Genomic DNA, 26,339 nt, shown 5'->3' with positions numbered 1-26,339 from the left:
AAACTATCTCCTTTATATTACTGCAAAAAAGATACAATTTTTTCATTTAATAAAACCATACTCTTCAATTTAAAGTCTGTAATATCAAACCTCTCTTGATCGTATTGTTCCTTATCGGGAATAGCGATGACTATCATATTCGCATTCTTACCAGCTGTAGCTCCTGTAAACGAATCTTCAATAACAATACATTCACTAGGCTGACTACCTAGATTAGATGCTGCTTTTAGATATACATCTGGCGCTGGTTTACCCTTCTCAACGTGTTCTACAGATACAATAGTCTGAAAGAAATCACGAATACCAAGACGTTCAAGTGCTGCATTAATTAAAACTTCTGGTGAATTAGTTGCTAATCCTATCTTGACACCTCTTCCTTTTAAGAATGTTAAGGTCTGTACTACTCCTTCTTTAATCTGCCCCTCAGCGCGAATTAATTCTTCTACTCTATCTATGACTGCTTGCTCTACTTCTTCAATAGTCTTACCTTTCCAAGGAAACAGTTCATACCACAGTTCAGTCACCGCTCTAGTTGTCTTCCCTTGTGTCTGAAGTGCAATTTCCTCATCCCATATAGCTCCAACCGAAGTAAATACTTCCTCCTCTGCTTGTTGCCAAAATCCCTCCGAGTCAATTAAGACTCCATCCATATCAAAAAGTACTGTTGTTATCACTTTATTCTCCATAATATTTCTTAATAAGTACGAAGATAACCATTCGTCTACAGATAGAAAAAGAGTTTTTAAGACGAAATACCTATTCTACTAAATATGTTCAAACAAAAAAAATACCTATATTTATATTTTTAACTAAATATGCAAAAATAAAACATATTCACTTTTAAAAAACACATATATTCACACAAACCAACTAAGTTTGTTCACTATAGAAACATTTATTGCTATATGACAAGTATAAGGTATGTCAATATTGGCAGTTAAATGTATAAATATTGGCAAGTGTACCTAGTTATCTATTTTATTAAGGAAGTGCTTTAACTAAAACTCTTATAAGTCAGTGAATACAAACACTTACTTAAAACACACAGGTATAATCTCTCCTTCTGCTAGACAGTATTTAGTTACTTCTTCAGGAGTAAGTTTATGTATGAAGTCTTCTTCTATAACGGTAAATCCGACTGCTCTAAGCTTGTCAAAATAGTCACGACCGTAGACACGCACGTGGTCATACTGACCGAAGATAAGCGTGCGCTCTTTAGGATCTGTGATAGAATCATCTTGAAAGGTTACTGCTCTAGACATATCTTGTGGAATCTGGAATATCCCCATACCACCAGGTCTAAGGATACGATACAGTTCTTGCATCGCTTTCGTATCATTTGGGATATGCTCTAAAACGTGATTACAAAGAATCATATCAAAGCTATTATCTTCAAAAGGCAGATTACAGATATCTGCTTTAACATCAGCTAAAGGAGATTCTAAGTCTGTAGTAGTATAGTCAAGGTTAGGTTGTTTCTTGAAGCGCTTATAGAACGCCTGTTCAGGTGCGAAGTGTAGTACTTTCTTAGGCGTACTAAAAAAGTCTGTCTCACGCTGTAAATAAAGCCATAAGAGGCGGTGTCTCTCTAGTGAAAGTGTACTAGGAGAAAGAACGTTATTGCGTTGCTTAGCATATCCATAAGGTAAGAAGGTCTTAAAACTCTTCCCATCAATAGGATCCGTAAAGGTATCTCCCTTTAGGTACCATGCCATCATAGGACGAACAACGTAACTCAACCGAATTAATATCGGTCGAGGTACTATGTTCAATATTGTTTTGAATAACTTCTTCATTAATAAGAATGAGTGATTAAAGAACTAATGCTTTAGCTCTAAACTCATCTTCTTCATTACTAGTGATACCTAATGCTTGATAGATATACTGGAATGTAGAAAGTAACTCAGGTTTACCATTCACTAATGCCACATCGTGTTCGAAGTGTGCAGATGGTTTTCCATCACGTGTTACGATAGTCCATCCGTCATTAAGTTGCTTGATATTACGAGTACCTAAGTTGATCATAGGCTCTATAGCTACCACCATACCTTCTACGAATCTTTTACCATTACCAGGCTTACCATAGTTAGGCATTTCAGGATCTTCATGCATTTTAGTACCTAATCCGTGACCTACTAGCTCGCGAACTACAGTGTACCCTTCTTTCTCACAAAAGCGTTGGATAGCACTACCTACGTCTTCTACTCTATTTCCTAATTTGAATTGTCTGATACCTACGTATAGCGATTCTTTTGTAATCTGTAATAACTTCTTAGTAGCTGGATCTACATCTCCAATCTCGAATGTATAAGCGTGATCTCCATAAAATCCGTTCATCACTGTACCGCAGTCTACAGATACTATATCACCCTCTTCTAAAGGACGATTAGTAGGTAATCCGTGTACAATCTGTTCGTTCACACTAGTTAACAACGTAGAAGGACAACCGTAAAGGCCTTTAAATCCTGGTACCGCTCCGTGATCTCTAATAAATTCTTCAGCTTTTGCATCAAGCTCTAAAGTTGTTACTCCTGGTTTTAGCTCTGTAGCTATCATTCCTAATGTTTTAGAAACAAGCAATGCGCTCTGTCTCATCAACTCGATTTCTTCAAGAGTTTTTGGAATTATCATACCTTAAAATTTTATATCCTACAAAATTACACTATTACAACCAATGAAAAAATGATTATACATACTTTTTGTTTGCCTTGTAGATAGTAATGCTGTACATTTAATGAATAATAACGTGTTGCTAAACAAAAAACACACAAAGAAATGAATTACACAACTGCACAAGAAGCCGCTAAGCTTATCAAATCTGGTGACCGAATCTATGTACATGCTGTAGCATGTACTCCTAACCACTTAATAGACGCTATAGTAGAACGGGCGCACGAATTAAGAAAAGTAGAGTTCTGTCATATTCACACATTAGGTAAAGCTCCTTATGCAGATCCTAAATACAGAGAAAGCTTCTTTGTAAATTCTTTCTTTACAGGTGGTAATGTTAGGCATACTATTAAAGAGGGTAATGGTACATATACACCGATATTCTTAGGTTCATTACCAGAAGCTTTTGACAGTGGTCTGGTACATCTAGATGTAACTCTAATACAAGTATCACCACCAGATGAGCACGGATTCTGTTCTTTAGGTACTTCTGTAGAAGCAACACCTGCAGCGATACGCTCCTCTAAGATTGTGATTGCGCAAGTGAATAAATACATCCCCCGTACTTTCGGTGATGCTGCTTTACATATCTCTAAGATAGATGTACTTGTAGAACATCATACTCCTTTATTAACAGAATACAGTGATAGCTATGATGATATCGAAGATAAAATAGGTGGATATATTGCCGAATTAATAGAAGATGGTAGTACTTTACAGATGGGGATTGGATCTATCCCTGAAGCTGTATTACAAAAACTAAAAAATCACAAGCACTTAGGATTACACACAGAGATGTTCGCTGACGGAGTGATCGACTTAATTGAAGCAGGAGCATTAGATTGTTCTCAACAGACGTCTTCTAACAATAAAGCTGTCTCAACATTCTGTGTTGGTACAGAACGTATATACAAGTACTTAGACAACAATCCTTTCTTCGAATTTAAAGAGTGTTCTTATACGAATGATCCTTTCATTATTCGCCAAAATCCTAAGACCATAGCGATTAACTCTGCTGTAGAGATAGACCTAACAGGGCAGATATGCGCTGACTCTATCGGTCCTAATATTTACTCGGGAGTAGGTGGGCAAGTAGATTTTATGCGTGGAGCTACTCGTAGTAAAGGAGGGAAAGCGATTATAGCAATGTCTGCTACAACCAAAAAAGGTGGTAATAAAATAGTACCCTTCCTAAAACACGGTGCTGGAGTAGTGACCTCTCGCGCCCATGCACAATTTATCGTGACAGAATATGGAGTCGCTGATCTTAGAGCCAAGTCTATAGTAGATCGAGTACATGCACTAGCGAATATCGCTCATCCTGATTTTAGAGAAGAGATACTACGAGAATACTTTGACACTACTAGAAATAAGCAGTAAAGTACTAGTACATAGCATTCTTAACCTACATTAAGGATAATAGCACATGGTGTAACTTATCTTTGTAACACAAAATAATAAAGCTATGAACACAAAAATATTATACACAGCAGACAGTAGAGGTTACGCTAATCACGGATGGTTAAAATCTCATCATACCTTTAGTTTCGCTAACTATAGAAATAACGATAGAGTACACTTCGGTGTACTTCGAGTATTGAATGATGACAATGTAGCTGCTGGAATGGGATTCGGCACTCACCCTCATGATAATATGGAGATTATCTCTATTCCGTTATCGGGGAGCTTATCTCACAAGGACAGTATGGGAAATGGAACAATCATTAATGAAGGAGAAATCCAAATAATGAGTGCAGGTACAGGTGTACAACATAGTGAGTTTAATCCTAACGAAAATCAAGAAAGTCAGTTCTTACAGATTTGGATATTCCCTGATAAGCTAAATGTAAAACCACGTTATGATCAGCTAAAATTAAACAAAGAAGATAGAGCAAATCAATGGGATCAAATTCTTTCTCCTAATCCAGATGATAAAGGGGTGTGGATACATCAGAATGCTTGGTTTCACATGGCAGATTTAGAACAAGGCAAAGAGCTTAGCTATGAACTAAAAGACAAGTCAAATGGGGTGTTTATGTTTATCCTAGAAGGTGATATCACATTAGGAAGCGATGTCTTACACAGAAGAGATGCTATAGGCTTCGATGGCGAAGATACTTTCACTATTAAGGCTAATGAAAACAGCCAAGTGTTACTTATGGAGATTCCTATGGAACTTCCAAGCTACTTACAATAATAAGATAACTACAATAAATACATGGAAGTGAACAGATAAGTTTCTGTTCACTTTTTTTATAATTATAAGGCAGACTCACATTTCCCCCTCATTTAACCCGGATTCCGCGATAGACATATAAACGAAAAGTAATTATACAAAATAGCTCTGAATTAGTGAGTAAAGCATACTATAGTATGGTTTTAGAACTAATGAAAGAGATATGAAGTAGAATTGCTTTGTAGTATTTGGCTAATGTGGAATCAGAGTTAATATTAATTATCTTTACTAAAAAAGAAATGACTAGAGGAACACTACTATTGAGTCTACTATTAATGTTAGCTCTTTCTTGTAAAATGGAAGAAAAGGAATACAAAATAGAAGATAACATAGTTACTAATACTGATAAGGAGGTTAAGAAAGAAGAGGATTTACCTCCCGTTTCAAAACTATCCAAAGAAAACAAACACAGTAATGAGGAAATTCAAAAAGCAGAATACCCCGGAGGTATGTCAGCTTTTAATAACCAGTTTATCTCTAAGTTTAGAGTGCCTAATATAGGTTCGCATAGTATACAAATAATCATACAATTCACAATCGAAGCAGATGGTAGTATTACAGATATAGAAGTAGTTAAAGATCCAGGATATGGCGCAGGTAAAGAAGCGATTAGAGTCCTTAACAACATGTCTAGATGGATACCTGCAGAACTTAACGATAAAAGAGTTAGGTCACAATTTACTCTACCTATAGTGATACAAGTACAATAAACACCAATAAAAAAGCTCGCTATCATCTAGCGAGCTTTACATTTATATTGTAGTCTTATTTACTATTCTTAAGGTTTCTTACTTCCTCATCCGTTAGGTGTCTCCATTTACCTCTAGGAAGGTTCCATTTAGTTAATTGACCATACATTACACGGTCTAACTTAATAACATTATATCCTAAAGACTCAAAGATAGCACGTACCAACTTAACGTTAGATGCTTTTAATTTAATACCAATCTCAGTCTTAGGTTGATCATCTACATAAGATACCTCTTCAGCAAATACACGACGCTCGTCGATATACACACCTTTTTGAACTTTTTCTAAGTCTTCGTACTTTAAGTTTTTATCTAAAGATACATGGTATAACTTAGAAGAACGTTGTTCTGTAGAATTCAATTTTTGAAGTAAATTAGTGTCATTTGTGAATAACAATAAACCAATAGTTGTCTTATCCATTCTTCCGATAGGTACTAATGGATATTTAGAAGCTCCTTTAATTAATGACAATACGTTCTCTTCAGTAACAACAGGCTCATTAATTGTAGCAAAACCTTTTGGTTTGTTTAATAACACATAAGTAAGTTTCTCAGGAGTAAGAATAGTCCCGTCAAAGTTAACTACATCCGTCTTCTTTACCCTATATCCTAGCTCAGTGATAACCTCACCATTTACTTTTACATTCCCTGATACGATATAGATATCAGCCTCACGTCGTGAACATACACCTGAGTTACCAATATATTTATTTAAACGCAATTCATCAGAATCCTTAGGAGTATTTTTTACTCTTGGTTTACTATCGTATTTTTTAGTAGTATTAGCGCTAAAAGGTTTTTTGACTTCTTTATTAGCGACAGACTTCTTGTTTGTATCATTATCTCCATACGTCTTTTTTGGTCCTTCTTTAGGTCCAAAAGACTTCTTATTACTATCATTCCCACCATACGTCTTCTTTGCTCCGTCTTTAGAACCAAAAGACTTCTTACCCGCTGTATTTCTACTTCCTGAGCGATTCGATTTATTATTTCCTGAACTCGACTTACCGTTATTCATATCAAAAGATTTTTGCAAAGATAGTTTTATTCTAAGCATTAATTATTAAAACTCTAAAAGTTTACACAACTTTTAGGACTTATAAGTTTTCCTCCAATAGAGTTTTACCATTTATCAACACCTCAGGGTCAATTAAAACAATAGAAAACACTCCTAACAAAATTAATAACTTCAGGCTAATATGTAAACTATGATATTGCATGACTGTCTTAGAAGTCCACAATCTATATAAGAAGAGAATCAGTACTATAATACTGAGATAGAAGTAATAAGTCATATATCCTAAATTCAGATTATTTACCAAAAGAAAGATAGGTATTAAAGTTAGCAGCGTGACCAAAGTAATTAATTCCTTTGCTTTCTTCTCTCCAAATCTCACAGGAATAGTCTGATAATTATTTGCAAAATCGCCTTTAATATTCTCCATATCTTTTATTAGCTCTCTAATTAAAATGATTAGATACAAAAAGGATGCATGCAAAAAAATAGATGGATAATAAAACCTAAAATACATCAGAATACTAAAAAAAGGCAATATAGCTAAAAGAGATGCTGTTAGATTCCCGATAATAGGATACTTCTTTAATTTATGAGAATAAAACCATAATAAAAATATGTATCCCGAGAAAAATAGAGAGGCATGCCATGACACAGGAAATACAATTCCTACAGCTAAAAAATTAAGTGCAAAATAAACACGTAACTTCGTAGTTTGACTAACTAACCGATCTAACATTGACTTAAGTGGTCTGTTAATTAGATCTTTTTCTGCATCGTAAAAATTATTAATTATATATCCTCCAGCAATAGCTAACGAAGATCCAAAGATGATTAGAAACAGCTTCCAATCCAAAATAACATCTAATGCCCTAAGATCAGGAGCAAATATAAAGATAGATGCTAGGTACTGTGCTAGTACTATAATAAAAATGTTATAACCTCTCACTACTGAGAACAAGCTAAATATTTTTGCTAAGAGCAACTTATTTTTCCTAGACAACATTATTCTTGTTTCAATTTTGTTTCGCAAAAGCGAAAGGTTATAACATTTACATATTTTTGATTAGAACTGATAAACCACTTCTAATTTATAATCCTTTAATGACTCTTTAGCCTTGTCAATATCAGGAGTAAATCCTAAGATATATCCCCCTCCACCTGAACCACATAGTTTCAAGTAGTAATCATTTGTTTCGATACCTTTTTGCCAAATACTATGAAATTGCTCAGGAATCATCGGTTTGAAGTGATTTAAAACAACATTAGACAATAACTTTGTGTTACTAAACAACGACTTTACATCGCCCTTAAGGAAGTTCTCAACACATGCATCCGTATACTTTACAAACTGATCTTTCAACATCTGACGGAAACCTTGGTCTTTTAAACTCTCCATAAAAATCGTAATCATTGGTGCTGTCTCTCCTACGATTCCAGAATCAAGTAAAAACACAGCTCCCTTACCATCTACACTTTGAGAAGGAATACCTGCAGGTTCAATATTGTCTTTTGAATTGATTAAAATAGGTAAACTTAAGTAGCTATTTAGTGGGTCTAAACCTGAACTAGTCCCATGGAAGAAAGCTTCCATTTTTCCAAAAATACCTTTAAGCACAAGAAGCTTGTCTTTTGTTAGGTTCTCAAGAACAGTTATCTTATTGTAAGCATATTGATCATAAATAGCCGCTACAAGTGCCCCACTACTTCCCACTCCATATCCTTGAGGAATACTTGAATCAAAGTAAAGTCCTTGTTCTATTTCAGAATCTAATCGCTCTATATCAAACTTCACTAATGAAGGCTCTTGCTCCTGCATATCACTTAGATAAGCTGCAAAGTTTTTTAAACTTTGATTAGATTTTAAAGCTACTCCTTCTAAATGTTCAGACATCTTTAATGCTCCCTTATAAAAATTATAAGGAATAGATAGTCCTTTAGAGTCCTTAATAATTCCATACTCACCGAATAAAAGAATTTTTGAATAAAATAATGGTCCTTTCATAGCTGTTATTATAAATTCACGATGCAAAAATACACATTATATCTGCACACACTCTTTTTTACCTCTTAATTTTTATAAATATCTGTTTTTAAAGCCATAAACGCAATGTCTACATCCGTTTTGGCAGCATTGCCCTTTCAACATGTGATATAGCTCTGTAAAGACAAAATACTCATTCTCCATATAATAATGCAATCCTTCTTCCATCTCACTTCTTCGCTTTGGCAATTCTTTTCCTTGACATGAAGATATCATCTGGTCAAACTTAACCAAACACTCATTACACAAACACTTGTGAAAAGACCCTGCCAAAAAAATACGTGTTTCATTAGATATATTAACATTAGAACAATCACAGTTTTGAATATCTACTGTATTACACAGTATTGGCCCTTTACAATGCGTACAGACTCTATCTTTACTCATAATCTCTTTTTAATTCATTGTAGCAAAGTTATAGAATTTCATTCCTCCTGCTCCCTCTATATCTACATTATGTTCTACACGTTGACCATTTGGACGTTGCATAGTAATCTTTAGTTTATTTTGTCCTAACTGTAGTGGTACTCTTGTATAATTAATTTGAGCAGGAAGTGTTTGCCAATTTCGCGTATCTGCTTTCTCAGAAAACAAATTAAATAACTGAACTCCTAAACCGATTCCTTCTAAAACTGCATTATTCTCACCATTTTTACCATTTGATTTAGCTGCAGCTTTGACTGCGTATTCAGCAGCTTTTTTTACAGCCATTCTAGTCAGTATTTGCCCCAATTCTTTACCTGCCCTTTCTTTTAAAGTTAGCACAGCTAATGCATCAATATCTTCAACTTTCTCAAAACTATTATTATGTGAATCATTGGCTAATACAGTTGCATTTGTATAAGGTACTGGTTGAACTATATATTTAGGATAAGCTATATTAACACTGTGAACATCACTTAAATTAGTCTTCCCTGCTATCCCAAAATCAAGTGGAATCATAATACCTAACGCATTAGTAAAAACTAAACTTCCTGATTCTCCTTTCACTAATGAAAAGAACAAATCCTCTTGTTCCTTAATTGGAGCACGGCCATTCTCCCAAAAGATAACAACTTCACCACCTGGTCCAGCAGGTTGATCTTTTAATTTTAGCTTAAAGTCACGTTCGTATTTTGACAACTCACTATTAAAACCATTCTTTGCAGCCATACGCATTACATCATACTTTAAACTCGCAGGCATAGTTACACCGTAGTAAGTCAAATCTTTAGAAGACTGATAGGTCTCTACTGCATTTCTGTATGAAATAAAAGAATCATTATAATTACCACTATACTCATAAATTAAACCTTGAAGGTTTAACGAGAAAGCATCCTTAGAGTAGCGTGTAGTTTTATCTTTGTACTTATCACCCTGAGCGTAATTTTGCAGAGATATACGTCTAGCCTCTACTATAGCCTCATTAGTCTTTCCAAGATACATATAATTCAAAGCCTTATAATAATGTAGCATAAAAATTTCAAACTCTTCTCCCTTGTAATTTTGAGACATTGAGTTCAAAAACAATCCTACAGCTAAATCACCTGTAGTATTTAATCCATCTTCTACTAATAAATCAGCTTGATTTAAATACTTATTACTTTCTTCGTATGCTCCTTTTAAATGTGCTACTCTTCCTTTCTCCATATAAAAAAGAAGAAGGTTCCTAGGTTTCTGCAATAGTGCATTTTTGTCTAAAGCTTTCTCAGCCTCATCAAATTCTGAAGCCCCTAACTTCTGATAATAATCTGTTATTCTATCGTGATAAGTAGCACATCCAAACACGAAAAACATCACCGCAAAAAGCAGTGATGTTTTTATAACAGAATATATGGCTCTATTTGAAACCATCTATTTCCTTTTAAATTAGTTCTTTACGTACTTAGCGATTTTCTTTTCACCTATCCATACCACTTCACTTGTTTGGATATTTGTCAACTCTAAGTTAACTTGGTAATAAACCACTTTTTGTTTTTTATGCGCATCTACAATAGAATTAATAGAACCTTGCAACATAAAGTCAGCTCCTTGCTCTAAACCGAATTTTTTCATAGACGATTCTGATGCATTTGTTTGCTGATCAGCACGTTCTCCACGTAATTCGTCACGTTTTTTTCCACCTTGTACTAAACGTACTCTTTGCGATTGAATAAAAGCTTGTTCTACATCCTTAGTGAATGTTTCTGCTTCAATATGTTCATGGCTTTTATTATAAACCATTCCAACAATCACTACAGGCTTTTTACCTTCATTTTCTTCACGGAAATTAAAAATCCAAGGCTCTTCTAATATTTGTTTTGTCATGGCTTGAGCCACTTCTCTAGAATCAGAATTATTCCATCTCCCACTAAGGTCAATAGTTTCTTCTGTACTTACACGTGTCACTTGACGTCCACATGATGTAATTGCCAATCCAGATACAGCTAATACTATAGCTAATGCTATTCTTTTAATTTGCATAATTCTATTTTTTTTTCATATTATTTTTTTCGTACTAGATAGAGAACCACCAATTACCAGTTTTAAAACCTATTTGCGGTCTCCAATTATTCCAATTACCCCAACCTGAATTATATCTATTGTAGTAATTTCCATAATAGCCATTGTCATAGCTAGAATATGATCTACCATGTTTAGCACGTTCCATGCGCTCTTCATGCTTCCATTGTTTTTTCTGAGCCTTGCGTTCCATTTTTGCTTCGTACCAATCGTAAGCTTTATAAGTATCTTGAACTGTTGTTCCTAATGTACTTGTCAACGAATCTTTAGCTGCCATATACTTAACCATACTTACCCTATAATTAGGATTCTGATCCGGCGCTAAATCTTGTGCATAAGTTGCTTGAGTAATAAACAAACTACTTAATACTAAACCAAAAATTGTTATTAACTGTTTCATGTCTTTAAATTTTAAGTTCTCAATATGCAATTAACATACCGTTATATAAAATTACAAAAAATTATTTGATTATTAACGATCCCTCTCCTATTTCATCATCTATATATTGTCCATTTTGACAGTACTCTACTAATTCCTGTCTTATAAATGTCTGAACAAAATCCTTATCTCCGACTGGGTAAAGAACGTGGACATTTGCCCCAGCATCTAAAGTAAAGCACACTGGTATAGAAGTTTTTTCTCTAAATGCCCATATTTTTTCAATTATTTCAAGAGTATTGGGTTTCATCAATATAAAATAGGGCATTGATGTCATCATCATTGAATGCAGTGTCAGAGCTTCACTCTCTACTAACGCGACAAAGTCTACTAAATTCCCTTCACTCAATATATTTTTCAACTTAGCCAAATTCTCATGTGCTTGACTAAAGCGTTGCTCAGCATAAGGATGATTGTGCATCAGATCATGTCCTACAGTACTTGATACTTTCTTCTCTCCTTTATCGACAAGCAATATTGTATCACAGTAATTCTTAAACATAGGATGTACCTCATATGGAAATTCTATACCGTATAAATTCGAGCTACCTGTAATATCAGCTTGTTCTCCCCACACCACTACACTACCTGTAATACTTCTACACGCACTTCCAGAGCCCAAACGCGCTAAGAAAGAAGCCTTCTGATTAAAGTATTCAACAGTCATATCTGCGTTTAACAACTTTTCTAATGACATAATATTTACAGCCATAGCCCCCATACCAGAAGCAGAAGATGCTATACCTGAACTATGTGGAAAAGTATTCTTAGTATCTATAACAAAGTGGTAATTCTCTATATAAGGACAGTATTTTACTATTCTCTCGAAAAACTTCTGAATCTTTGGTTTAAAATCTTCCTTAGGCTTTCCCTCAAATAAAAGATCAAAACTTATCCCTTTATCAGATTTTGCCTTATATGTTAACGAAGTCTCTGTCTTACAATTCTTCAACGTAAAACTTAATGAAGGATTCGCAGGTATCTGATTATCTTTCTTTCCCCAATATTTAACTAATGCTATATTACTAGGTGTACTCCATGAGAAACCACCCTCCATAGTCAAATTAACATCTACTACTTGGTCAAAAATAAAGTCTTCTATATTCATCATTCTGTTATTTCTATGACACAAAAATAACATCTTTTATTGATAGCTACTCCATTCTTTAAGAAAGTTATTATTTTTAAAACTGACTGAATACAAAAAAAGCTACTCCCTCCTATAAAAGATAGTTTGGCTGCATACTTAATCTTATCTAACATCGTTTACTAAATCACACTTGATATTATCTAGTAAAAAGGATAACCCCTATCACTATCCAATGATAAACTATTATGGTCCAAAAAAACTGTGAAGATGGTGCAGCAAATTCCTTAATCACATCTAATACTCTTGTTTTAATTTCAGAGCGCACATTAAACTTAGGATCATCAAAAGGGATGTCTTCTAACTTTAATTTAGAGAATCCTAACACCAAGAGATACCTCAGCCATCTATTACTTGTCTCTTGCTTCACATTATTAATCGTCTGAAGCTTCAATACAGAATAATCTATACCGCGTTGTACCATATTTTGTTTTTCAGCATCATTTATTTTCCCCATTGTTTTGTCCATCGCCTTATCCATAATAGGTTCTAAGAATGACTCTGCCCTATCATCTAAAATACGACTTGCTACCTTTCTCATAGCATATTGACTAGAAAAAGAAAAAAGAAAAAAGATACTAATTAAAGTCAAAAAAAGCAAAATAGACTGATATGGATAATCGCTTATAAACGTACTAAAAGAACTTTTGTAGACATTACCATGTTTATCAACCAATAAACCTTTAGACAAAAGAACTATACCAGCAATCAAACTGATAACAGCACTGCCAATCCCTACAAAAGCAAGTTTCATAAAGTTAAAAACCCCAAAACCTGAGAGCTTTAATCCATACTTTACATTATCTATCATAAAAAGTAATTTTTAAATAAATATAATACATTATATAAACATATTTAACAATAAAACGAAACAAATACATAAAACAATGCATTCCTACCTATCCCTATAATTACTATAAGTATAAATACAGCAATATAAATGGTCTTCAACTCTCATTAATGACCTTTTATGTTTTCTCACTTTTATGAATAATTACTTCGCATAAACAAGTGTACCCGGATTATACGTCTTACTGAAGTTGTCTAGACTTCTATAAAAGAACTCTTTTTAAGTCTAACTCCTTCTTATACATTCTTTTCAAATTCGTAACTTAGTCTCAGACTCCAATTTCTATCTAACTAGAAATCAACAACTTTAATTCGCCTAAGAATTATTCATTTATCTCAATAAAAAAGTAACCTCCTTATTTAGCAGTTCCAGCCCAAGAAGCTACTACATGACTTTGTATGAAAGTATATTGATAACATCGTGTATCCATATTGAGAGCATTAAAAATGCCTTTTTAATGGACTGGCTATGGACTCACTATGGACTCACTCGAACCAAAACTGCATAAAAATGCCTATTTCATCCTATTCACGTAAGTTCTGATTATTTTCAAATATTAGCCTCGAAGATTGGCCTAAAAAAAGTATTAAATTCTAATATTCAACACTTTGCAAGTATACAAAATAAAAACTGACTATTTTGCTACTCTTTTGTTTTTTACTGTAGTTTTAAATTTATACAACAAGGTTCAGTTAGAGATCCTAATATCTGGGTTACATTCTATTTTTTATGTAGAGACAAATTTAAGAAGTAAAGTTGGCATCATTTTATAAATCCTTAATCACAAATACCAAAAAAAGGTAGTAAAACTTGAGTTCTACTACCTTTTTTAATATTGTTAATCTTGCTTAACGATACTTTTCTATTGCTTGTTTTATACTTGGTCGAAACTGTACACTAATGTAATCTTCTCCTGTTGGTGCACTAAACATAAACATCGGATTCTCAGGAAAACCTTCTGTAGTTCTAAATAAAACAAAATAACTCTTGCCCGCCTTACCTGCTTCCATCCATTCGTTGAATTTATAATAATCAGGAAGTGAACGACGCTCACGTACCACAATCAATACATCCTTCACCTCATCCCAATTAAGATGCTTATTTTTTAGAGGGCTAACATAGGTAATCCCCGATTTATCAATATTTACTTTGATAAAAAAACATTTGTAAATAAACACAATGAGTAAGAAAATCATAATCACACTCAGTGAAATCGCCAATACATTACCAACCTGCATAAAGAATATAATCATCCCAAGGAATGGCAATAAACAGAATACTGACAGTAAGATCTTACTTGTCAAATTATAATAACTAAACCTCATCTTATTTACTTTCTATTTTAGCAGTAATAGCTTGAGAAGCTATATACCCATTTGTCCATGCATTTTGGAAGTTAAAACCTCCTGTAATCGCATCAATATTTAATATCTCTCCAGCAAAATACAAGTTGTCTTTTACTTTGCTTTCCATCGTTTTAAAGTTTATCTCCTTTAGATCAATACCTCCCGCTGTCACAAATTCATCTTTAAATGTACTCTTTCCATTCACTTGGTACTCTCCTTGAGTCAATTCTCCGCATAAAGCATCCAACTGCTTATTCGTTACATCTGCCCACTTTGTATCTTCTGCTATACCTGACACCACAACCATACGCTCCCATAAACGGTTAGGCAACTCTAGTTCTATACGCTTAATTGCATTCTTCTTAGCGTGTTCCTTTCTGATATGCTGAAGTTCTTCTTTAAGGGATGCAAAGCTGTGCTGTGGCATCCAATTTACTGTGATATGAAACTGATAATTCTTCTCTGCTAAGATTCTCGCTCCCCATGCAGATAGACGTAATATACCAGGTCCACTCATCCCCCAGTGTGTGATCAGTAAAGGACCTGCCGCCTCTAGCTTAGTCCCCTTAACACTTACCTCAGCAGGAGTAGCAACTCCCATTAAATCCTTAATACGCTTGTCATTAATATTAAACGTAAATAAGGATGGTACAGGTTCTATGATCCTATGTCCTAAATCAGACATCATATTCCACATCTTCGGATTACTACCTGTAGTCATTATTAGGTATTCACACTCATAGTTACCTGTAGTAGTATCTAACTTCCAACTATTCTCTTTCTTAAAAATCCCCTGTACACTACTACTCGTGATAACATCTATCTTTAGTTCACGTACAGCTTTCATAAAACAGTCTATAATCGTCTGTGATGAATCTGTATCAGGAAACATCCTTCCATCTTCTTCTATCTTTAACGTCACTCCATGGCGATCAAACCACTCTATTGTATCCCCTGAGCAGAACTGATGAAAAGGGCCTAATAATTCTTTAGCTCCTCTAGGGTAAAACTGTGTCAACTCCTTCGGATCAAAGCATGCGTGTGTAACATTACATCTCCCTCCTCCTGATATTTTCACTTTAGACAATACCTCTTTTCCTCGTTCTATAATAGCTACTTTTAGCCCTTTATTCTGTTCGACTAAATTAATAGCAGTAAAAAAACCTGCCGCTCCACCACCTACTAATATGACATCATAATTCATTGAAAAACCTATTTTAACGTTTAAGACTCTCTCTTACAGTTTTTTTATTGGCTGTAAAAATTTATCTTTACGGCAACAAAGATACTTACTTACGATCGCATCCCTATCATTGTTAAATTAAGAATATGAAAAAATTACCTTTCTTAGCTTTAATCGTCTTATTCTCCATGTGTAAATCTGCTTCACATGTAGCAACTATTACACCACCTAAGGAATTGACTGTTGATGAGCGAATCGAAAAAATCAAAGAGGAAGAAAGACTTCCTGAAGAAAAAGACGTAATCGACTTACCTGATTATGCACAAGTGAGAGATGACTTTAGATCTGTAACAGATAAAACGAAAGATAACTATCTCAAAAACATTAAAGCTACAGGAGATAATTACTCTGTAGTGATCTTAACCAAAGGCTTTAAAGGAGAGAATATCTCTGTTAAAGGAGAGAATAAATCCTACTACTACGGTATGACAATGAGCGACCTTAGAACTGGTATTGCTAAATCTATCCGTGTAGAGAATAGCCAAGACATCCTATTAAAAGACAGTTATACGGGGGGATCACTGACGATAGAAAGTGATCATGCCAAGATGTTCAAATTCATCTATGTGATGAAAAACAACGGAAACAAAACAACTCCTTTTAAAGTTACATTTAGTAATACCTTACGACCAGTACGCTAATTAATTTTTATGGAAAGAAGAGATCTCGTACTTAGAATGATACAACAAACGGCTCAATTACTAAGAGCCGTTTTTAATTCACTTCCTATTGATGACTTCGAAACGGAGCAACAGGTACAAGACTTCACTTCTTCCCTTAAAGAGAGTTTTAATATAGATAAATTTATCCTGCTTACAGATGAAGAAGCTCTAGTATCTTTATTAACCATAGAGGGAATGGATATCGAAAATATAGAATTACTGGCTGACATCCTAAGACTACTAGCTCTCAAAACTCAAGATTCTTTAAACGAAAAAAGTGCTCTCCTGAATAGCAAAGCACTCCTGTTATTTCAATATGTATCAGATACATCTAAGACGTATGATTGGGGTAGAGAGAATAAAATCAGTTCTCTACAGAATCGCCTAGCTTAGTTCTTAGAAGCCCTCTTTTCTTTTATGCCGATTACTAATGCAAAAAGCAAGACCACGACTGCCGAAATAAGTAGAAACAATCCTATTTGAACATTTTTCATTGATATTAAACTTGTCCCTATTGATATCATAAATAGCCCAATGTATAATAGTACTTTTCCTTTTTTCATATTCTTTTATATTTAATAACTAACTATCTCTACCCCTCCTAACACTTCATTACTTGATTCTAAATGGAAATCAACATTATCTTTTGATTTACCAACTCGAACCTTTACATCATTCATTCCAACAAAACTAGCAACTAAAGTTAGTCGTTTAGTATCATATTTTTCAGGAACAACTAATTCATACTCTCCTTGAAGATTGGTTTGAGTACCTATATCAGTCCCTTTTATCATAATTGTTGTCCCAGGTAATTCTAATCCTCCTTCATAAACCTTTCCTCTGATCACTCTAGTATTTTCATTCTTAGCATCATTCTGAACAACTGTTGCTATAGGAGTACTCGCCTTAGCATCTTTACATACAGTTTCTACTTTAGGTTTTTCTTGTGCTACAGCCGTACTTATAGTCGTTAGTGCTAATAAATTCACCATCGTAGCAACCATCCCATTTAGTCCAAAAGACTTTCTGATCTTCTCTTCTTCTAAGTCCACACCTACATACTGAAAAGGTACTCTACCACATATCTTTCCTTCTTTCTTGATATGATTAATGATATCTCGCTTACTATATTTACTAAAGTCTACTACCACTTTATCACATACATCACAGTGCCTCCCCTTATCCTGAGGAGTCATCTTATTCCAGTCTTCATGACAAGGTTCTTGTATCTCGATTCTGTATTTCATAGGTATTAAGGAATATGATTGTTATCAAATATAAACAAATTTAAAAACTACTGACTAAAATACTCTTTCTATAAAAAAAACCTCAGAGCATACACTACGAGGTTTTTCAGTTATTTAAAATTCTTCGCTATTTTCTTCCAGCCCTCTTCTACTGTTTTAGAGAATACTTTTTTCATCTTATCATCACGTTCAATCACGGGTTTATCTATTTTACCCTCATTTGGAATAAGTTGCCCCTTTGCTACTACACTCTCATTGCCATTATATAAGACTACCTTGAGGTCATATTCTCCTTCCTCCCCATCATTACAACTGGAGATATAAGAAACAATAACTTCTGTAACACCGTCATTATCAAGATCTGTAACTACAGTCCCTTGAGGAACATACCCAATATATGAGCCAGTACTTTTTTCTCCACAAGCAACGTGATCATACATCTTAAGTGTCATAATATAGTCTTCTTCAGCGCTTTTCTTCATGAACATATAGGTGTAAATCTCACCTTTAGTCCCTGAAGAGTATTGCCCAAATCCTTTATTAGCAAAGTCTCTATATGGAAAATATCCTGTAGTGGTAAGAATCAAGATCTTCTCACCTTCTTTATCCTCCCATTTGATAGCCTCCATCACTGTTCCTTTAAAATCAAGAGTCTTGGGAATCTCATTATAAAGTAAGTTCTTTGCTTTTATTGGAGATTCTTTATCATAAACTACCATCTTCCACTTAGGCTGTATCGTGCGTTCTATAGAACGTGTATTTTGTGCCACTATTACTGTACTGAACAATAAAGCAAGGCAAGCGAACCAAAAAATATTATTTCTCATTATAAGTATTCCTGTTATACACGTGTTATCTTTTCTTTATCCCAAGATACGACTATCACACCGTCTGAATATTGAGATGCGATTACATCTGCTTCTGTCAAGTGTAGATTTCCTATCTTATACTCTAACTCCAGATTCTCAAATAATATTGCCTTAACAGGCCATTCTTTATGATGTATTTCATATCTAAACAATTCCTCATTAACATATACATAAAGACAGTAACGTTCCGTTAACCATTTTTCTAAAGTGGTTTTAGATTGTACTAAATCGCCTACATTAAACTTTAAACGCAAGAAGAACTTCTTCTTTTCGTTTAAAGACAAATAAGTATCTGCTGTCCTCTTCATCTCAGCCTTTTCATAAGGAAGTCCTGATACCGTACGCGAGACAAAAGCGGAAAGACTCTTCCCTACTTCAATGTTTAAAAAATACACACCTGGTTTGTCATTTATTTTGACATAAGTACGCACATTAAGTTCATCAAAGTCTGATATCATACTAACTGCTGGTAATTGACGAGGACGAATATTCTCCATCGTGAATGGCACTATAGATACATAACACTTACCTTCTAACTGATCTAATTCGATTTCCTCAGGTACTAAAGGTCTTAGTACATCATACGGAACCTCAAAATGAAGAAAGATAGCTCTGTTCCACTCTTGATAAAACATCCATTGCCCTTCAGGTAATTCCCAAGGTCTGTGAGATACCGATTGTAATACATCTTCTACACTATTCATATCGTAATTTTAAAAGCAATTTACGCAATTAATTATTCAATATAAATATACTCTATCGCTTTTTCAATCGTTGCCAGAACTATCTTCTTAACTTATCAATTAGCCTCAACAGTCCACTGTAGTCCACTCACATCTATAAGCCGAATGACAACACCTTTGCTTGGGCGTTCTACAGTTGGAATAAAAGTGACATCTGCTTTTGCTCCTAATGGAATCACAAGACTGTGTTTACCAGGGCCAATTTTAGCAACATAATGATTACTAATATTCGCTTTATCCATTTTAGCTAATGCATCACCGTCCCACTTCTGAAGTACTTCTCCATCGTTAGTTTCTAATTGTATTCCGATAAGGAAAGAGCCATATACATCTGCTCCCTCTACGCGATATACTTCAAAAGCAACTTTTCCATCACGCCAAGTGGCATTAGATAATTCAAGTTTTGGCTTAACAGATTTATTGTGTAACGTGCCCAATACCCCTCCATGAAACACTTGATTAGTATATAAAGTCAATAATAGCACTCCAAAAGATCCAATGAATACGATAGGCTTCAAATTCTTAATTGGCAGCTCACCTGATCCTATGAATCTAAACCATTTTTTCGTTGTAAACGTCTTCTCTTTTTTAATGAAGTAATAATCTAAAGAGCCATAACCTCCACCTGTCAAGAACAACATAAAACCAGTAGATACACCAAGCACACCGATCTGCCACTCATCAAGACAAGTAGTACCTATCCATCCTGACCCTAATAATATTCCCATCGCTAACATAAATACCCCTACTGACATCAGTCTAGTAAAGAGCCCTAGCATAATAAATAACCCTACGATTGCTTCAACAATAGTGAAGATAACCATCGACCACCATAATGCCTCTGGATGAGTAACGAGATATTCGATCAATGGTTTTATTCCCAAAGCATTAGGCAGAAAGTGATTGAACTTCACCCCTATATATCCAGCTTCAGTTTCGATAAGTTTGTTTTCTAAAATAAGTCTGCGCCAAAAAGCCGAAAAGTAAGTCCACCCCACTACTAGTCGAAGTCCTAGAGTAAAGAACCCAGCCGTAGTATACGACTGTTTATTAAATAATTGCATAGTTTTAAATTAAAATAGTGTAATCAATTTGTTTTAGACCGATACACTTTCAGAGTGTATTGAATATTTCAAATCAATTATATAATAGCTAATTTAAACTGCTGATATAACACATATTTAGGAGGATCAGTACCAGCTACATTAAGAATATAATCTCGCTGTACATCACTAATATAATAATATCGTGCCAAGTCTACTTTACTTGAGTAAAATAAAGATGGTAAGGCAAGTCCTTTTACACGTTGTTTTAATTGTCTTGAAGATACTGTTGTAGAAGAAGATTCTATTTCACAGGTAATAGAAGTATTGCTTCCTAACGCTTTGTTAGCGTTTAAAGGTCGCTCTGTAGTCATACCTGATACTTCAAAGAAAGCTTTCTTCGCAGAACAGCCCACTGTTGTGAACATCAACAGAGCTATCCATAGATAACATTGTATTTGTACCGCTAACTTTCTTTTTAAAGTTGACATTTTACTTTTACTTTTCCTTTTTCTTTTAAAGGTTCAAAAATAGTTCTTTAAGTTCAATTTTAACAATTCCAATTGACAAAGTATTGTTAAGTTCGCATTATCTTGCAAATTATCGCCCCCTAATCAACACCAAATCTAGTGCAAAAAAAAGAGGTTTCTTGTTACAGAAACCTCCCTAATTGTCTTTCTCTCCAATTTGCTCATCAAGATTCAGACACTCTTTACTTAAACCTACATTAAGCATTAGTACAATCTAATAAATCACTTCATTAGACAAATACTCAAAACATAGCACTATGCCTTTTCTCTAACTTATGACAATCGCTCTTTACTTCCTAGTTAAACAATACTAATGAATACAGTAAGTTTGTTTAAAAAAACATTATATTATGAATGTCTAAAGGTAAGGCATTTACTCAACACTTAGTAGTAAAACTTCTAAAAAAGCAACATATCTTTGAATCTTATAAGTATTTTATATCCTCTTGAGATAAAATAGTCGTTTGGATCTACTGTTGTAGCTACCATCACAAAGTCTCCACCCCATCCTCCAAGACTCTTAATCGAACCCTCGAAGTCACTAAACAACTCTTGTTTTACTGTAGGTACATCTAAGACATCACTCATAATTTGTTCATGTTCATTCATAAGCGACATAAAATCAACTAAATTCGAACACTCACTCATTTCTTGGCTAATCACAGAGATACGCTTCACTTGTTCATTAATCAAAGGTTTCTTGCTTTTAAAGTTCGCTATTGCCTCCTTACTACTCTTCTTTTGATTGAGATAAACGAAATAGATATCATCCACAAAAGCAGGAGTAAAATCAACCAACTCTACTTTTGGATTATATTTATCCGTTAAGGTATAGAATACTCCTCTGTCATATTGCGCACAAGCAATATCATATCCACTTCCTCCAAAAGAGTCTTGAAGCAATTGATATGGATTAATAGCGAACCACTGTGCTACGTTATTAATCCAAGTAGATGAAGTTCCCAATCCCCAAAGTCTAGGAAAGGTTAACTTACACGTTACTTCATATCCTTTACCACTTTCAAACACATTAGGATTCTGAGAATGTGCAGCACGTAGTACCTGCACTAATGTTTTACAATACTCACTACCTTCAGGTATAGCATCCCTATCAATAATATCAACCAAAGCAACTTCTTCTTCCATCCACACCTTTCCATCTACATCATAGCTAATCCATGAGATACGATCATCTTCTGTTTCGCTTACAATCATAGATTGCCCAAATTTAGTGGGCATAGCGAATGCTTTAGCACCATTTAGTACGACATATTCTCCAGATAAGAGAAGTTTACCATTGCTATAATACTCTTTTATCATTATTGACGTAAACTTTCTAATAACTCAACTACCGCGCTATGTGATACTACATTCTTTTCGAAATGTGCTACTACTTTTACACGTTCAGCATCTGTTGCTTTAAATTGGTTTAGAATATTCATCAAGTGCATCTTCATATGTCCTTGTTGAATCCCCGTTGTAGTAAGTGATTTAACAGCAGCGAAGTTTTGTGCTAATCCAGCTACTGCCACGATCTGCATTAACTCAGTTGCTGATGGGCTTTGAAGCATCTTTAACGCTACTTTTACCATTGGATGAAGAGAAGTAAGTCCACCAACAGTTCCCAGTGCTAATGGCAAGTCTATCCAAAACTTGAATATTCCATTCTCAATACTAGCATGAGATAAACTACTGTATTTACCATTACGTGCTGCATAAGCGTGCACTCCAGCTTCTACAGCTCTAAAGTCATTACCCGTCGCTAATACTACTGCATCCACTCCATTCATCACCCCTTTATTATGTGTTACCGCTCTAAATGGCTCTACCTCTGCAATACGTACAGCCTGTACAAACTTCTCAGCGAATAACTGAGGTTCTTTGATATCTTTTCCTTTTAAGTCAGCTATTGGACAGCTAACTTCGGCTCTCACGACACAGTTAGGTACATAATTAGACAGAATACTCATAATTACATCGATTACCTTCTCTTCGTCAGTAAACTCAGCGTATATAAGCGCTTCTGATTTAAGTGTCTTTGCTATTATCTCAAGACACGAATTGATGAAGTTTGCCCCCATACTATCCTTCGTTTCAAATGTCACGTGTAGCTGATAGTAGTTGTCTACTTCAGTAGTTTTATCTCTAAGTTCTATAGCAGAGATACCTCCACCGCGCTTTTCCATATTTTGAGTGATAATACTAGTATCCTCATAGAATCGTCTATTTTTCTTATTAATAAAAGAAACTAACCTATCTTTATCTCCTTTGTATATAAAATGTACCTGTCCTATCTTCTCTGTCCCTAAGATTGTAGTTTTAAACCCGCCTCTTTCAGACCAGAATTTAGCTGCTTTAGAAGCTGCAGCTACTACAGAACTTTCTTCAATAACCATTGGTATAGTATACCACTTCTCGTTTATCTTGAAGTTAGGTGCAACACCTAAAGGCAAATAAAAATTCGTAATTGTATTCTCAATAAACTCATCGTGTAGCTTCTGTAATTCTTCATCAGAATTCCAGTATTGTTCTATCATTTCTACAGTATCTGCAGAATTAGAAAAATAGGTTTGTGCTATCCAATTGATTTTGTCACGTTTACTCAGCTTAGAGAATCCATTAATATTACTTTCCATCTTTATTTTTGTTTATGCCACAAAGATAACTCATTCTTTCAAGGTTAAAAAAACTAAAAAAACAGCTATTAGTACTTTTTGTTTATCTAATTATGAAAAACATTATCAATATAGCGTCAATAGAATTAAGCTTTTTTTGGCTTATTCGAAAAATAAATTGGTGTAAATCATATTTTTTCATTAAAATTGGAAGTTTTTTCGATTAAATATATAATGAAACACCTTAACCTAACCTTACTATTTTGTATCATCGCTACTCAATTTGGAGTTGCGCAGAAACAAATCGCTCAAGAAGAAATCTGGAACGGTACATTTAGAACCAAAGCTATGCAATCTGTCAATTCGATGGAGAAGTCTAATCAATACTCACGTATTGAACGCATTGGCAAAGACCACCAAGAGATTAATCTGTATAATTTTGAAACACTTGAAAAATCCAAAACGATCTTCTCTACTAGTGTTTTCGAAAATATCAAATCGATAGATACTTATGTTTTTGACCACAAAGAAGAGCAAATCTTAATTGGGACAAACTCAACTGCTATCTTTCGTCGTTCGGCTTTAGCTGATTTTTACTTGTTCAACCCAACTAAAAATAAGCTGACTAAAATAGCTGATCACAAGATAATGGAGCCTACTTTTTCTAACGATGGTTCTAAAATAGCTTATGCTTATCAAAACAACCTTTATCTTTATGATATCGCTTCTGCAAAAACACAACAAATTACTAATGATGGTAAGAAAAATCATATCATCAACGGTATATCTGATTGGGTATATGAAGAAGAGTTTGGTATCGTACGTATGTTCGACTGGAACAAGGATGGTGATAAACTAGCTTACGTAAAATTTGACGAAACTGAAGTGCCAGAATATTCTATGGATATATACGGTACTGGACTATATCCTACACAAGACAAGTTTAAATATCCGAAGGCTGGTGAGAAAAATTCTCTAGTGTCTATCCATATTTATGACTTAAAGTCTACTAAAACGAGTAAGGTCAACCTTAGCGAGTTTAATGACTTCTATATCCCAAGAATCAAATGGACAAATGACAGCAAGTACTTAAGTGCCCAAGTAATCAATAGACATCAAAACGATCTTAAAGTATTCTTTATCGATGGTACCACATTAGATAAGAAGCTTATCCTTAATGAAACGGATAAAGCTTATGTAGATGTCAATACATTGTCTTTCCTAGATAACAACGACTTCGTATGGCAGAGTGAAAGAGATGGTTACAACCACCTTTACTACTATAACAAAGAAGGGAAGTTAGTAAACCAAATAACATCAGGAAAATGGGAAGTATCTGACTACTACGGTATAGATACTAAAACTAAGAAGTTATACTTCCAATCTGTAGAAGAAGGTTCTATCTATAGAGGTATTTACTCAATAGACTTAACAGGTAAAAACAAACAAAAGTTATCTGATAAATTAGGAACAAATAGCGCTATCTTCAGCCCTAACTTCCAACAATTTATCAACATATACTCTTCTAATAAGGTAGCTCCTACTTATACACTTAAGAATTCTAAGACTGGTAAAGTCGTAAAAGAGATCTTAAACAATCAAGAACTACAAGACAAATTAGTAGACTATAACATACCTACTAAAGAATTTATTCAAATCCCAACAGTTGACGGTTTACAATTAAATGCGTGGATGATGAAGCCTAAGAACTTTGATCCTGCTAAGAAATATCCTGTATTTATGTATCAATACAGTGGTCCAGGTTCACAATCTGTAGCTGATAAATGGTTAGATTCTAACGATTATTGGCACGCTATGCTTACACAAAAAGGGTATATAGTAGTGACTGTCGATGGTAGAGGAACAGGATTTAAAGGAGCTGAATTTAAAAAAGTAACCCAAAATAAACTTGGTAGATATGAAGTAGATGATCAAATCATCGCTGCTAAATACTTAGGTAGCCAGTCTTATGTAGATGCTAGTAGAATAGGTATCTGGGGATGGAGCTACGGAGGTTTTATGTCTTCTAATGCTTTACTACAAGGAAGCGATGTGTTTAAAATGGCTATCGCAGTAGCTCCTGTTATCAACTGGAGATACTATGACAGTATATACACAGAGCGTTATATGACTACTCCACAAGAGAATGCTACAGGATATGATGATAACTCACCTATCACATATGCAGATAACTTAAAAGGACGTTACCTACTTATTCATGGTACTGCAGATGATAATGTACACGTACAGAATGCAATGGCAATGATACAGTCATTAGTACAAAAGAATAAAGATTTCGACTGGTTAATCTACCCAGATAAGAACCATGGTATCTCAGGAGGAAACACTAGATTACAACTATACACTAAGATGACAAACTTCATCTTAAACAACTTATAAGCCAAAAAAC

The 26,339-nt window shown here is 34.4% G+C and carries 27 protein-coding genes; 6 read left to right on the top strand and 21 right to left on the bottom strand.

Annotated features, from left to right (window positions below):
- Positions 1-17: 17 nt before the first annotated feature.
- The 3 genes from hxpB to map form a co-directional block, all read right to left on the bottom strand.
- Positions 18-686: a hexitol phosphatase HxpB gene (gene hxpB / locus LNQ81_RS07525; protein ID WP_229945578.1), complete on the bottom strand. Its 669-nt coding sequence runs from the start codon at positions 684-686 to the stop codon at positions 18-20.
- Between the two features lie 345 nt (positions 687-1,031).
- On the bottom strand, positions 1,032-1,796 hold the full coding sequence (locus tag LNQ81_RS07520) for a class I SAM-dependent methyltransferase (RefSeq protein ID WP_229945576.1): 765 nt from the start codon (positions 1,794-1,796) through the stop codon (positions 1,032-1,034).
- Between the two features lie 16 nt (positions 1,797-1,812).
- Positions 1,813-2,631, bottom strand: coding sequence for a type I methionyl aminopeptidase (gene map / locus LNQ81_RS07515; RefSeq protein ID WP_229945574.1), 819 nt, complete (start codon positions 2,629-2,631; stop codon positions 1,813-1,815).
- A 144-nt stretch (positions 2,632-2,775) separates the two neighbouring features.
- Here map and LNQ81_RS07510 point away from each other — a divergent pair, with 144 nt between their 5' ends.
- From LNQ81_RS07510 to LNQ81_RS07500, 3 genes are all read left to right on the top strand, one after another.
- On the top strand, positions 2,776-4,050 hold the full coding sequence (locus LNQ81_RS07510; protein ID WP_229945572.1) for an acetyl-CoA hydrolase/transferase family protein: 1,275 nt from the start codon (positions 2,776-2,778) through the stop codon (positions 4,048-4,050).
- Positions 4,051-4,135: 85 nt separating this feature from the next.
- On the top strand, positions 4,136-4,867 hold the full coding sequence (locus tag LNQ81_RS07505; RefSeq protein WP_229945571.1) for a pirin family protein: 732 nt from the start codon (positions 4,136-4,138) through the stop codon (positions 4,865-4,867).
- Between the two features lie 278 nt (positions 4,868-5,145).
- Positions 5,146-5,616 carry an energy transducer TonB gene (locus LNQ81_RS07500; RefSeq protein WP_229945569.1) on the top strand — a complete coding sequence of 157 codons (471 nt, stop codon included), beginning with the start codon at positions 5,146-5,148 and terminating at the stop codon, positions 5,614-5,616.
- Between the two features lie 55 nt (positions 5,617-5,671).
- Here LNQ81_RS07500 and LNQ81_RS07495 read toward each other — a convergent pair whose 3' ends face one another.
- From LNQ81_RS07495 to LNQ81_RS07445, 11 genes are all read right to left on the bottom strand, one after another.
- Positions 5,672-6,673: a pseudouridine synthase gene (locus LNQ81_RS07495; protein WP_229945567.1), complete on the bottom strand. Its 1,002-nt coding sequence runs from the start codon at positions 6,671-6,673 to the stop codon at positions 5,672-5,674.
- A gap of 79 nt (positions 6,674-6,752) precedes the next feature.
- Positions 6,753-7,676, bottom strand: a complete 924-nt coding sequence (locus LNQ81_RS07490; RefSeq protein ID WP_229949266.1) for a geranylgeranylglycerol-phosphate geranylgeranyltransferase — start codon at positions 7,674-7,676, stop codon at positions 6,753-6,755.
- Between the two features lie 60 nt (positions 7,677-7,736).
- A complete protein-coding gene (locus LNQ81_RS07485) occupies positions 7,737-8,675 on the bottom strand; it encodes a mevalonate kinase family protein (protein WP_229945565.1) in 939 nt (312 codons plus the stop codon).
- Between the two features lie 72 nt (positions 8,676-8,747).
- Complete coding sequence (locus LNQ81_RS07480; protein WP_229945563.1) at positions 8,748-9,101, bottom strand: cysteine-rich CWC family protein; 354 nt, start codon at positions 9,099-9,101, stop codon at positions 8,748-8,750.
- Positions 9,102-9,110: 9 nt separating this feature from the next.
- Complete coding sequence (locus LNQ81_RS07475) at positions 9,111-10,547, bottom strand: COG3014 family protein (RefSeq protein WP_229945561.1); 1,437 nt, start codon at positions 10,545-10,547, stop codon at positions 9,111-9,113.
- Positions 10,548-10,562: 15 nt separating this feature from the next.
- A complete protein-coding gene (locus LNQ81_RS07470; RefSeq protein WP_229945559.1) occupies positions 10,563-11,156 on the bottom strand; it encodes a penicillin-binding protein activator LpoB in 594 nt (197 codons plus the stop codon).
- A gap of 34 nt (positions 11,157-11,190) precedes the next feature.
- A complete protein-coding gene (locus LNQ81_RS07465) occupies positions 11,191-11,595 on the bottom strand; it encodes a hypothetical protein (protein WP_229945557.1) in 405 nt (134 codons plus the stop codon).
- A gap of 61 nt (positions 11,596-11,656) precedes the next feature.
- Positions 11,657-12,742 (bottom strand): diphosphomevalonate decarboxylase, encoded by a 1,086-nt coding sequence (locus tag LNQ81_RS07460; protein WP_229949264.1) that lies wholly within the window; start codon positions 12,740-12,742, stop codon positions 11,657-11,659.
- A 178-nt stretch (positions 12,743-12,920) separates the two neighbouring features.
- Positions 12,921-13,592 (bottom strand): hypothetical protein, encoded by a 672-nt coding sequence (locus tag LNQ81_RS07455; protein WP_229945555.1) that lies wholly within the window; start codon positions 13,590-13,592, stop codon positions 12,921-12,923.
- 887 nt (positions 13,593-14,479) lie between these two features.
- Positions 14,480-14,956, bottom strand: a complete 477-nt coding sequence (locus LNQ81_RS07450) for a PH domain-containing protein (protein WP_121965406.1) — start codon at positions 14,954-14,956, stop codon at positions 14,480-14,482.
- Position 14,957: 1 nt separating this feature from the next.
- Positions 14,958-16,181 carry a BaiN/RdsA family NAD(P)/FAD-dependent oxidoreductase gene (locus LNQ81_RS07445; RefSeq protein WP_229945552.1) on the bottom strand — a complete coding sequence of 408 codons (1,224 nt, stop codon included), beginning with the start codon at positions 16,179-16,181 and terminating at the stop codon, positions 14,958-14,960.
- Positions 16,182-16,306: 125 nt separating this feature from the next.
- Here LNQ81_RS07445 and LNQ81_RS07440 point away from each other — a divergent pair, with 125 nt between their 5' ends.
- The gene (locus LNQ81_RS07440) at positions 16,307-16,861 is read left to right on the top strand and encodes a hypothetical protein (RefSeq protein WP_229945550.1); all 555 of its coding nucleotides are present in this window, start codon (positions 16,307-16,309) and stop codon (positions 16,859-16,861) included.
- A 9-nt stretch (positions 16,862-16,870) separates the two neighbouring features.
- On the top strand, positions 16,871-17,275 hold the full coding sequence (locus tag LNQ81_RS07435; protein ID WP_229945548.1) for a hypothetical protein: 405 nt from the start codon (positions 16,871-16,873) through the stop codon (positions 17,273-17,275).
- A 182-nt stretch (positions 17,276-17,457) separates the two neighbouring features.
- Here the strand turns inward: LNQ81_RS07435 and LNQ81_RS07430 are convergent, their stop codons facing one another.
- The 7 genes from LNQ81_RS07430 to LNQ81_RS07400 form a co-directional block, all read right to left on the bottom strand.
- Positions 17,458-18,129, bottom strand: coding sequence for a carboxypeptidase-like regulatory domain-containing protein (locus LNQ81_RS07430; RefSeq protein WP_229945546.1), 672 nt, complete (start codon positions 18,127-18,129; stop codon positions 17,458-17,460).
- A gap of 110 nt (positions 18,130-18,239) precedes the next feature.
- Entirely contained in the window at positions 18,240-18,956 is a 717-nt protein-coding gene (locus tag LNQ81_RS07425) for a M949_RS01915 family surface polysaccharide biosynthesis protein (protein ID WP_229945544.1), read from the bottom strand.
- Between the two features lie 14 nt (positions 18,957-18,970).
- Positions 18,971-19,702: a YqjF family protein gene (locus LNQ81_RS07420; protein ID WP_229945542.1), complete on the bottom strand. Its 732-nt coding sequence runs from the start codon at positions 19,700-19,702 to the stop codon at positions 18,971-18,973.
- Positions 19,703-19,797: 95 nt separating this feature from the next.
- Positions 19,798-20,805, bottom strand: a complete 1,008-nt coding sequence (locus LNQ81_RS07415; protein WP_229945540.1) for a TQO small subunit DoxD — start codon at positions 20,803-20,805, stop codon at positions 19,798-19,800.
- A 77-nt stretch (positions 20,806-20,882) separates the two neighbouring features.
- Complete coding sequence (locus LNQ81_RS07410) at positions 20,883-21,275, bottom strand: hypothetical protein (protein ID WP_229945538.1); 393 nt, start codon at positions 21,273-21,275, stop codon at positions 20,883-20,885.
- A gap of 438 nt (positions 21,276-21,713) precedes the next feature.
- A complete protein-coding gene (locus LNQ81_RS07405) occupies positions 21,714-22,634 on the bottom strand; it encodes a GYDIA family GHMP kinase (protein ID WP_229945536.1) in 921 nt (306 codons plus the stop codon).
- Positions 22,634-23,950: a hydroxymethylglutaryl-CoA reductase, degradative gene (locus LNQ81_RS07400; protein ID WP_229945534.1), complete on the bottom strand. Its 1,317-nt coding sequence runs from the start codon at positions 23,948-23,950 to the stop codon at positions 22,634-22,636. The genes LNQ81_RS07405 and LNQ81_RS07400 overlap by 1 nt, the downstream gene beginning before the upstream one ends.
- 213 nt (positions 23,951-24,163) lie before the next feature.
- Here LNQ81_RS07400 and LNQ81_RS07395 point away from each other — a divergent pair, with 213 nt between their 5' ends.
- Positions 24,164-26,329 carry a S9 family peptidase gene (locus LNQ81_RS07395; protein WP_229945532.1) on the top strand — a complete coding sequence of 722 codons (2,166 nt, stop codon included), beginning with the start codon at positions 24,164-24,166 and terminating at the stop codon, positions 26,327-26,329.
- The last annotated feature ends 10 nt before the right edge of the window (positions 26,330-26,339 follow it).

The organism is Myroides oncorhynchi (assembly GCF_020905415.1).
GTDB lineage: Bacteria > Bacteroidota > Bacteroidia > Flavobacteriales > Flavobacteriaceae > Flavobacterium > Flavobacterium oncorhynchi_A.
This window is presented reverse-complemented; position numbering and strand designations above follow the sequence as displayed.

Excerpts from the sequence above, each read along its gene's own strand:
- hxpB (WP_229945578.1), bottom strand. The coding sequence starts at position 686 with ATGGAGAATAAAGTGATAACAACAGTACTTTTTGATATGGATGGAGTC.
- LNQ81_RS07520 (WP_229945576.1), bottom strand. The coding sequence starts at position 1,796 with ATGAAGAAGTTATTCAAAACAATATTGAACATAGTACCTCGACCGATA.
- map (WP_229945574.1), bottom strand. The coding sequence starts at position 2,631 with ATGATAATTCCAAAAACTCTTGAAGAAATCGAGTTGATGAGACAGAGC.
- LNQ81_RS07510 (WP_229945572.1), top strand. The coding sequence starts at position 2,776 with ATGAATTACACAACTGCACAAGAAGCCGCTAAGCTTATCAAATCTGGT.
- LNQ81_RS07505 (WP_229945571.1), top strand. The coding sequence starts at position 4,136 with ATGAACACAAAAATATTATACACAGCAGACAGTAGAGGTTACGCTAAT.
- LNQ81_RS07500 (WP_229945569.1), top strand. The coding sequence starts at position 5,146 with ATGACTAGAGGAACACTACTATTGAGTCTACTATTAATGTTAGCTCTT.
- LNQ81_RS07495 (WP_229945567.1), bottom strand. The coding sequence starts at position 6,673 with ATGAATAACGGTAAGTCGAGTTCAGGAAATAATAAATCGAATCGCTCA.
- LNQ81_RS07490 (WP_229949266.1), bottom strand. The coding sequence starts at position 7,676 with ATGTTGTCTAGGAAAAATAAGTTGCTCTTAGCAAAAATATTTAGCTTG.
- LNQ81_RS07485 (WP_229945565.1), bottom strand. The coding sequence starts at position 8,675 with ATGAAAGGACCATTATTTTATTCAAAAATTCTTTTATTCGGTGAGTAT.
- LNQ81_RS07480 (WP_229945563.1), bottom strand. The coding sequence starts at position 9,101 with ATGAGTAAAGATAGAGTCTGTACGCATTGTAAAGGGCCAATACTGTGT.
- LNQ81_RS07475 (WP_229945561.1), bottom strand. The coding sequence starts at position 10,547 with ATGGTTTCAAATAGAGCCATATATTCTGTTATAAAAACATCACTGCTT.
- LNQ81_RS07470 (WP_229945559.1), bottom strand. The coding sequence starts at position 11,156 with ATGCAAATTAAAAGAATAGCATTAGCTATAGTATTAGCTGTATCTGGA.
- LNQ81_RS07465 (WP_229945557.1), bottom strand. The coding sequence starts at position 11,595 with ATGAAACAGTTAATAACAATTTTTGGTTTAGTATTAAGTAGTTTGTTT.
- LNQ81_RS07460 (WP_229949264.1), bottom strand. The coding sequence starts at position 12,742 with ATGAATATAGAAGACTTTATTTTTGACCAAGTAGTAGATGTTAATTTG.
- LNQ81_RS07455 (WP_229945555.1), bottom strand. The coding sequence starts at position 13,592 with ATGATAGATAATGTAAAGTATGGATTAAAGCTCTCAGGTTTTGGGGTT.
- LNQ81_RS07450 (WP_121965406.1), bottom strand. The coding sequence starts at position 14,956 with ATGAGGTTTAGTTATTATAATTTGACAAGTAAGATCTTACTGTCAGTA.
- LNQ81_RS07445 (WP_229945552.1), bottom strand. The coding sequence starts at position 16,181 with ATGAATTATGATGTCATATTAGTAGGTGGTGGAGCGGCAGGTTTTTTT.
- LNQ81_RS07440 (WP_229945550.1), top strand. The coding sequence starts at position 16,307 with ATGAAAAAATTACCTTTCTTAGCTTTAATCGTCTTATTCTCCATGTGT.
- LNQ81_RS07435 (WP_229945548.1), top strand. The coding sequence starts at position 16,871 with ATGGAAAGAAGAGATCTCGTACTTAGAATGATACAACAAACGGCTCAA.
- LNQ81_RS07430 (WP_229945546.1), bottom strand. The coding sequence starts at position 18,129 with ATGAAATACAGAATCGAGATACAAGAACCTTGTCATGAAGACTGGAAT.
- LNQ81_RS07425 (WP_229945544.1), bottom strand. The coding sequence starts at position 18,956 with ATGAGAAATAATATTTTTTGGTTCGCTTGCCTTGCTTTATTGTTCAGT.
- LNQ81_RS07420 (WP_229945542.1), bottom strand. The coding sequence starts at position 19,702 with ATGAATAGTGTAGAAGATGTATTACAATCGGTATCTCACAGACCTTGG.
- LNQ81_RS07415 (WP_229945540.1), bottom strand. The coding sequence starts at position 20,805 with ATGCAATTATTTAATAAACAGTCGTATACTACGGCTGGGTTCTTTACT.
- LNQ81_RS07410 (WP_229945538.1), bottom strand. The coding sequence starts at position 21,275 with ATGTCAACTTTAAAAAGAAAGTTAGCGGTACAAATACAATGTTATCTA.
- LNQ81_RS07405 (WP_229945536.1), bottom strand. The coding sequence starts at position 22,634 with ATGATAAAAGAGTATTATAGCAATGGTAAACTTCTCTTATCTGGAGAA.
- LNQ81_RS07400 (WP_229945534.1), bottom strand. The coding sequence starts at position 23,950 with ATGGAAAGTAATATTAATGGATTCTCTAAGCTGAGTAAACGTGACAAA.
- LNQ81_RS07395 (WP_229945532.1), top strand. The coding sequence starts at position 24,164 with ATGAAACACCTTAACCTAACCTTACTATTTTGTATCATCGCTACTCAA.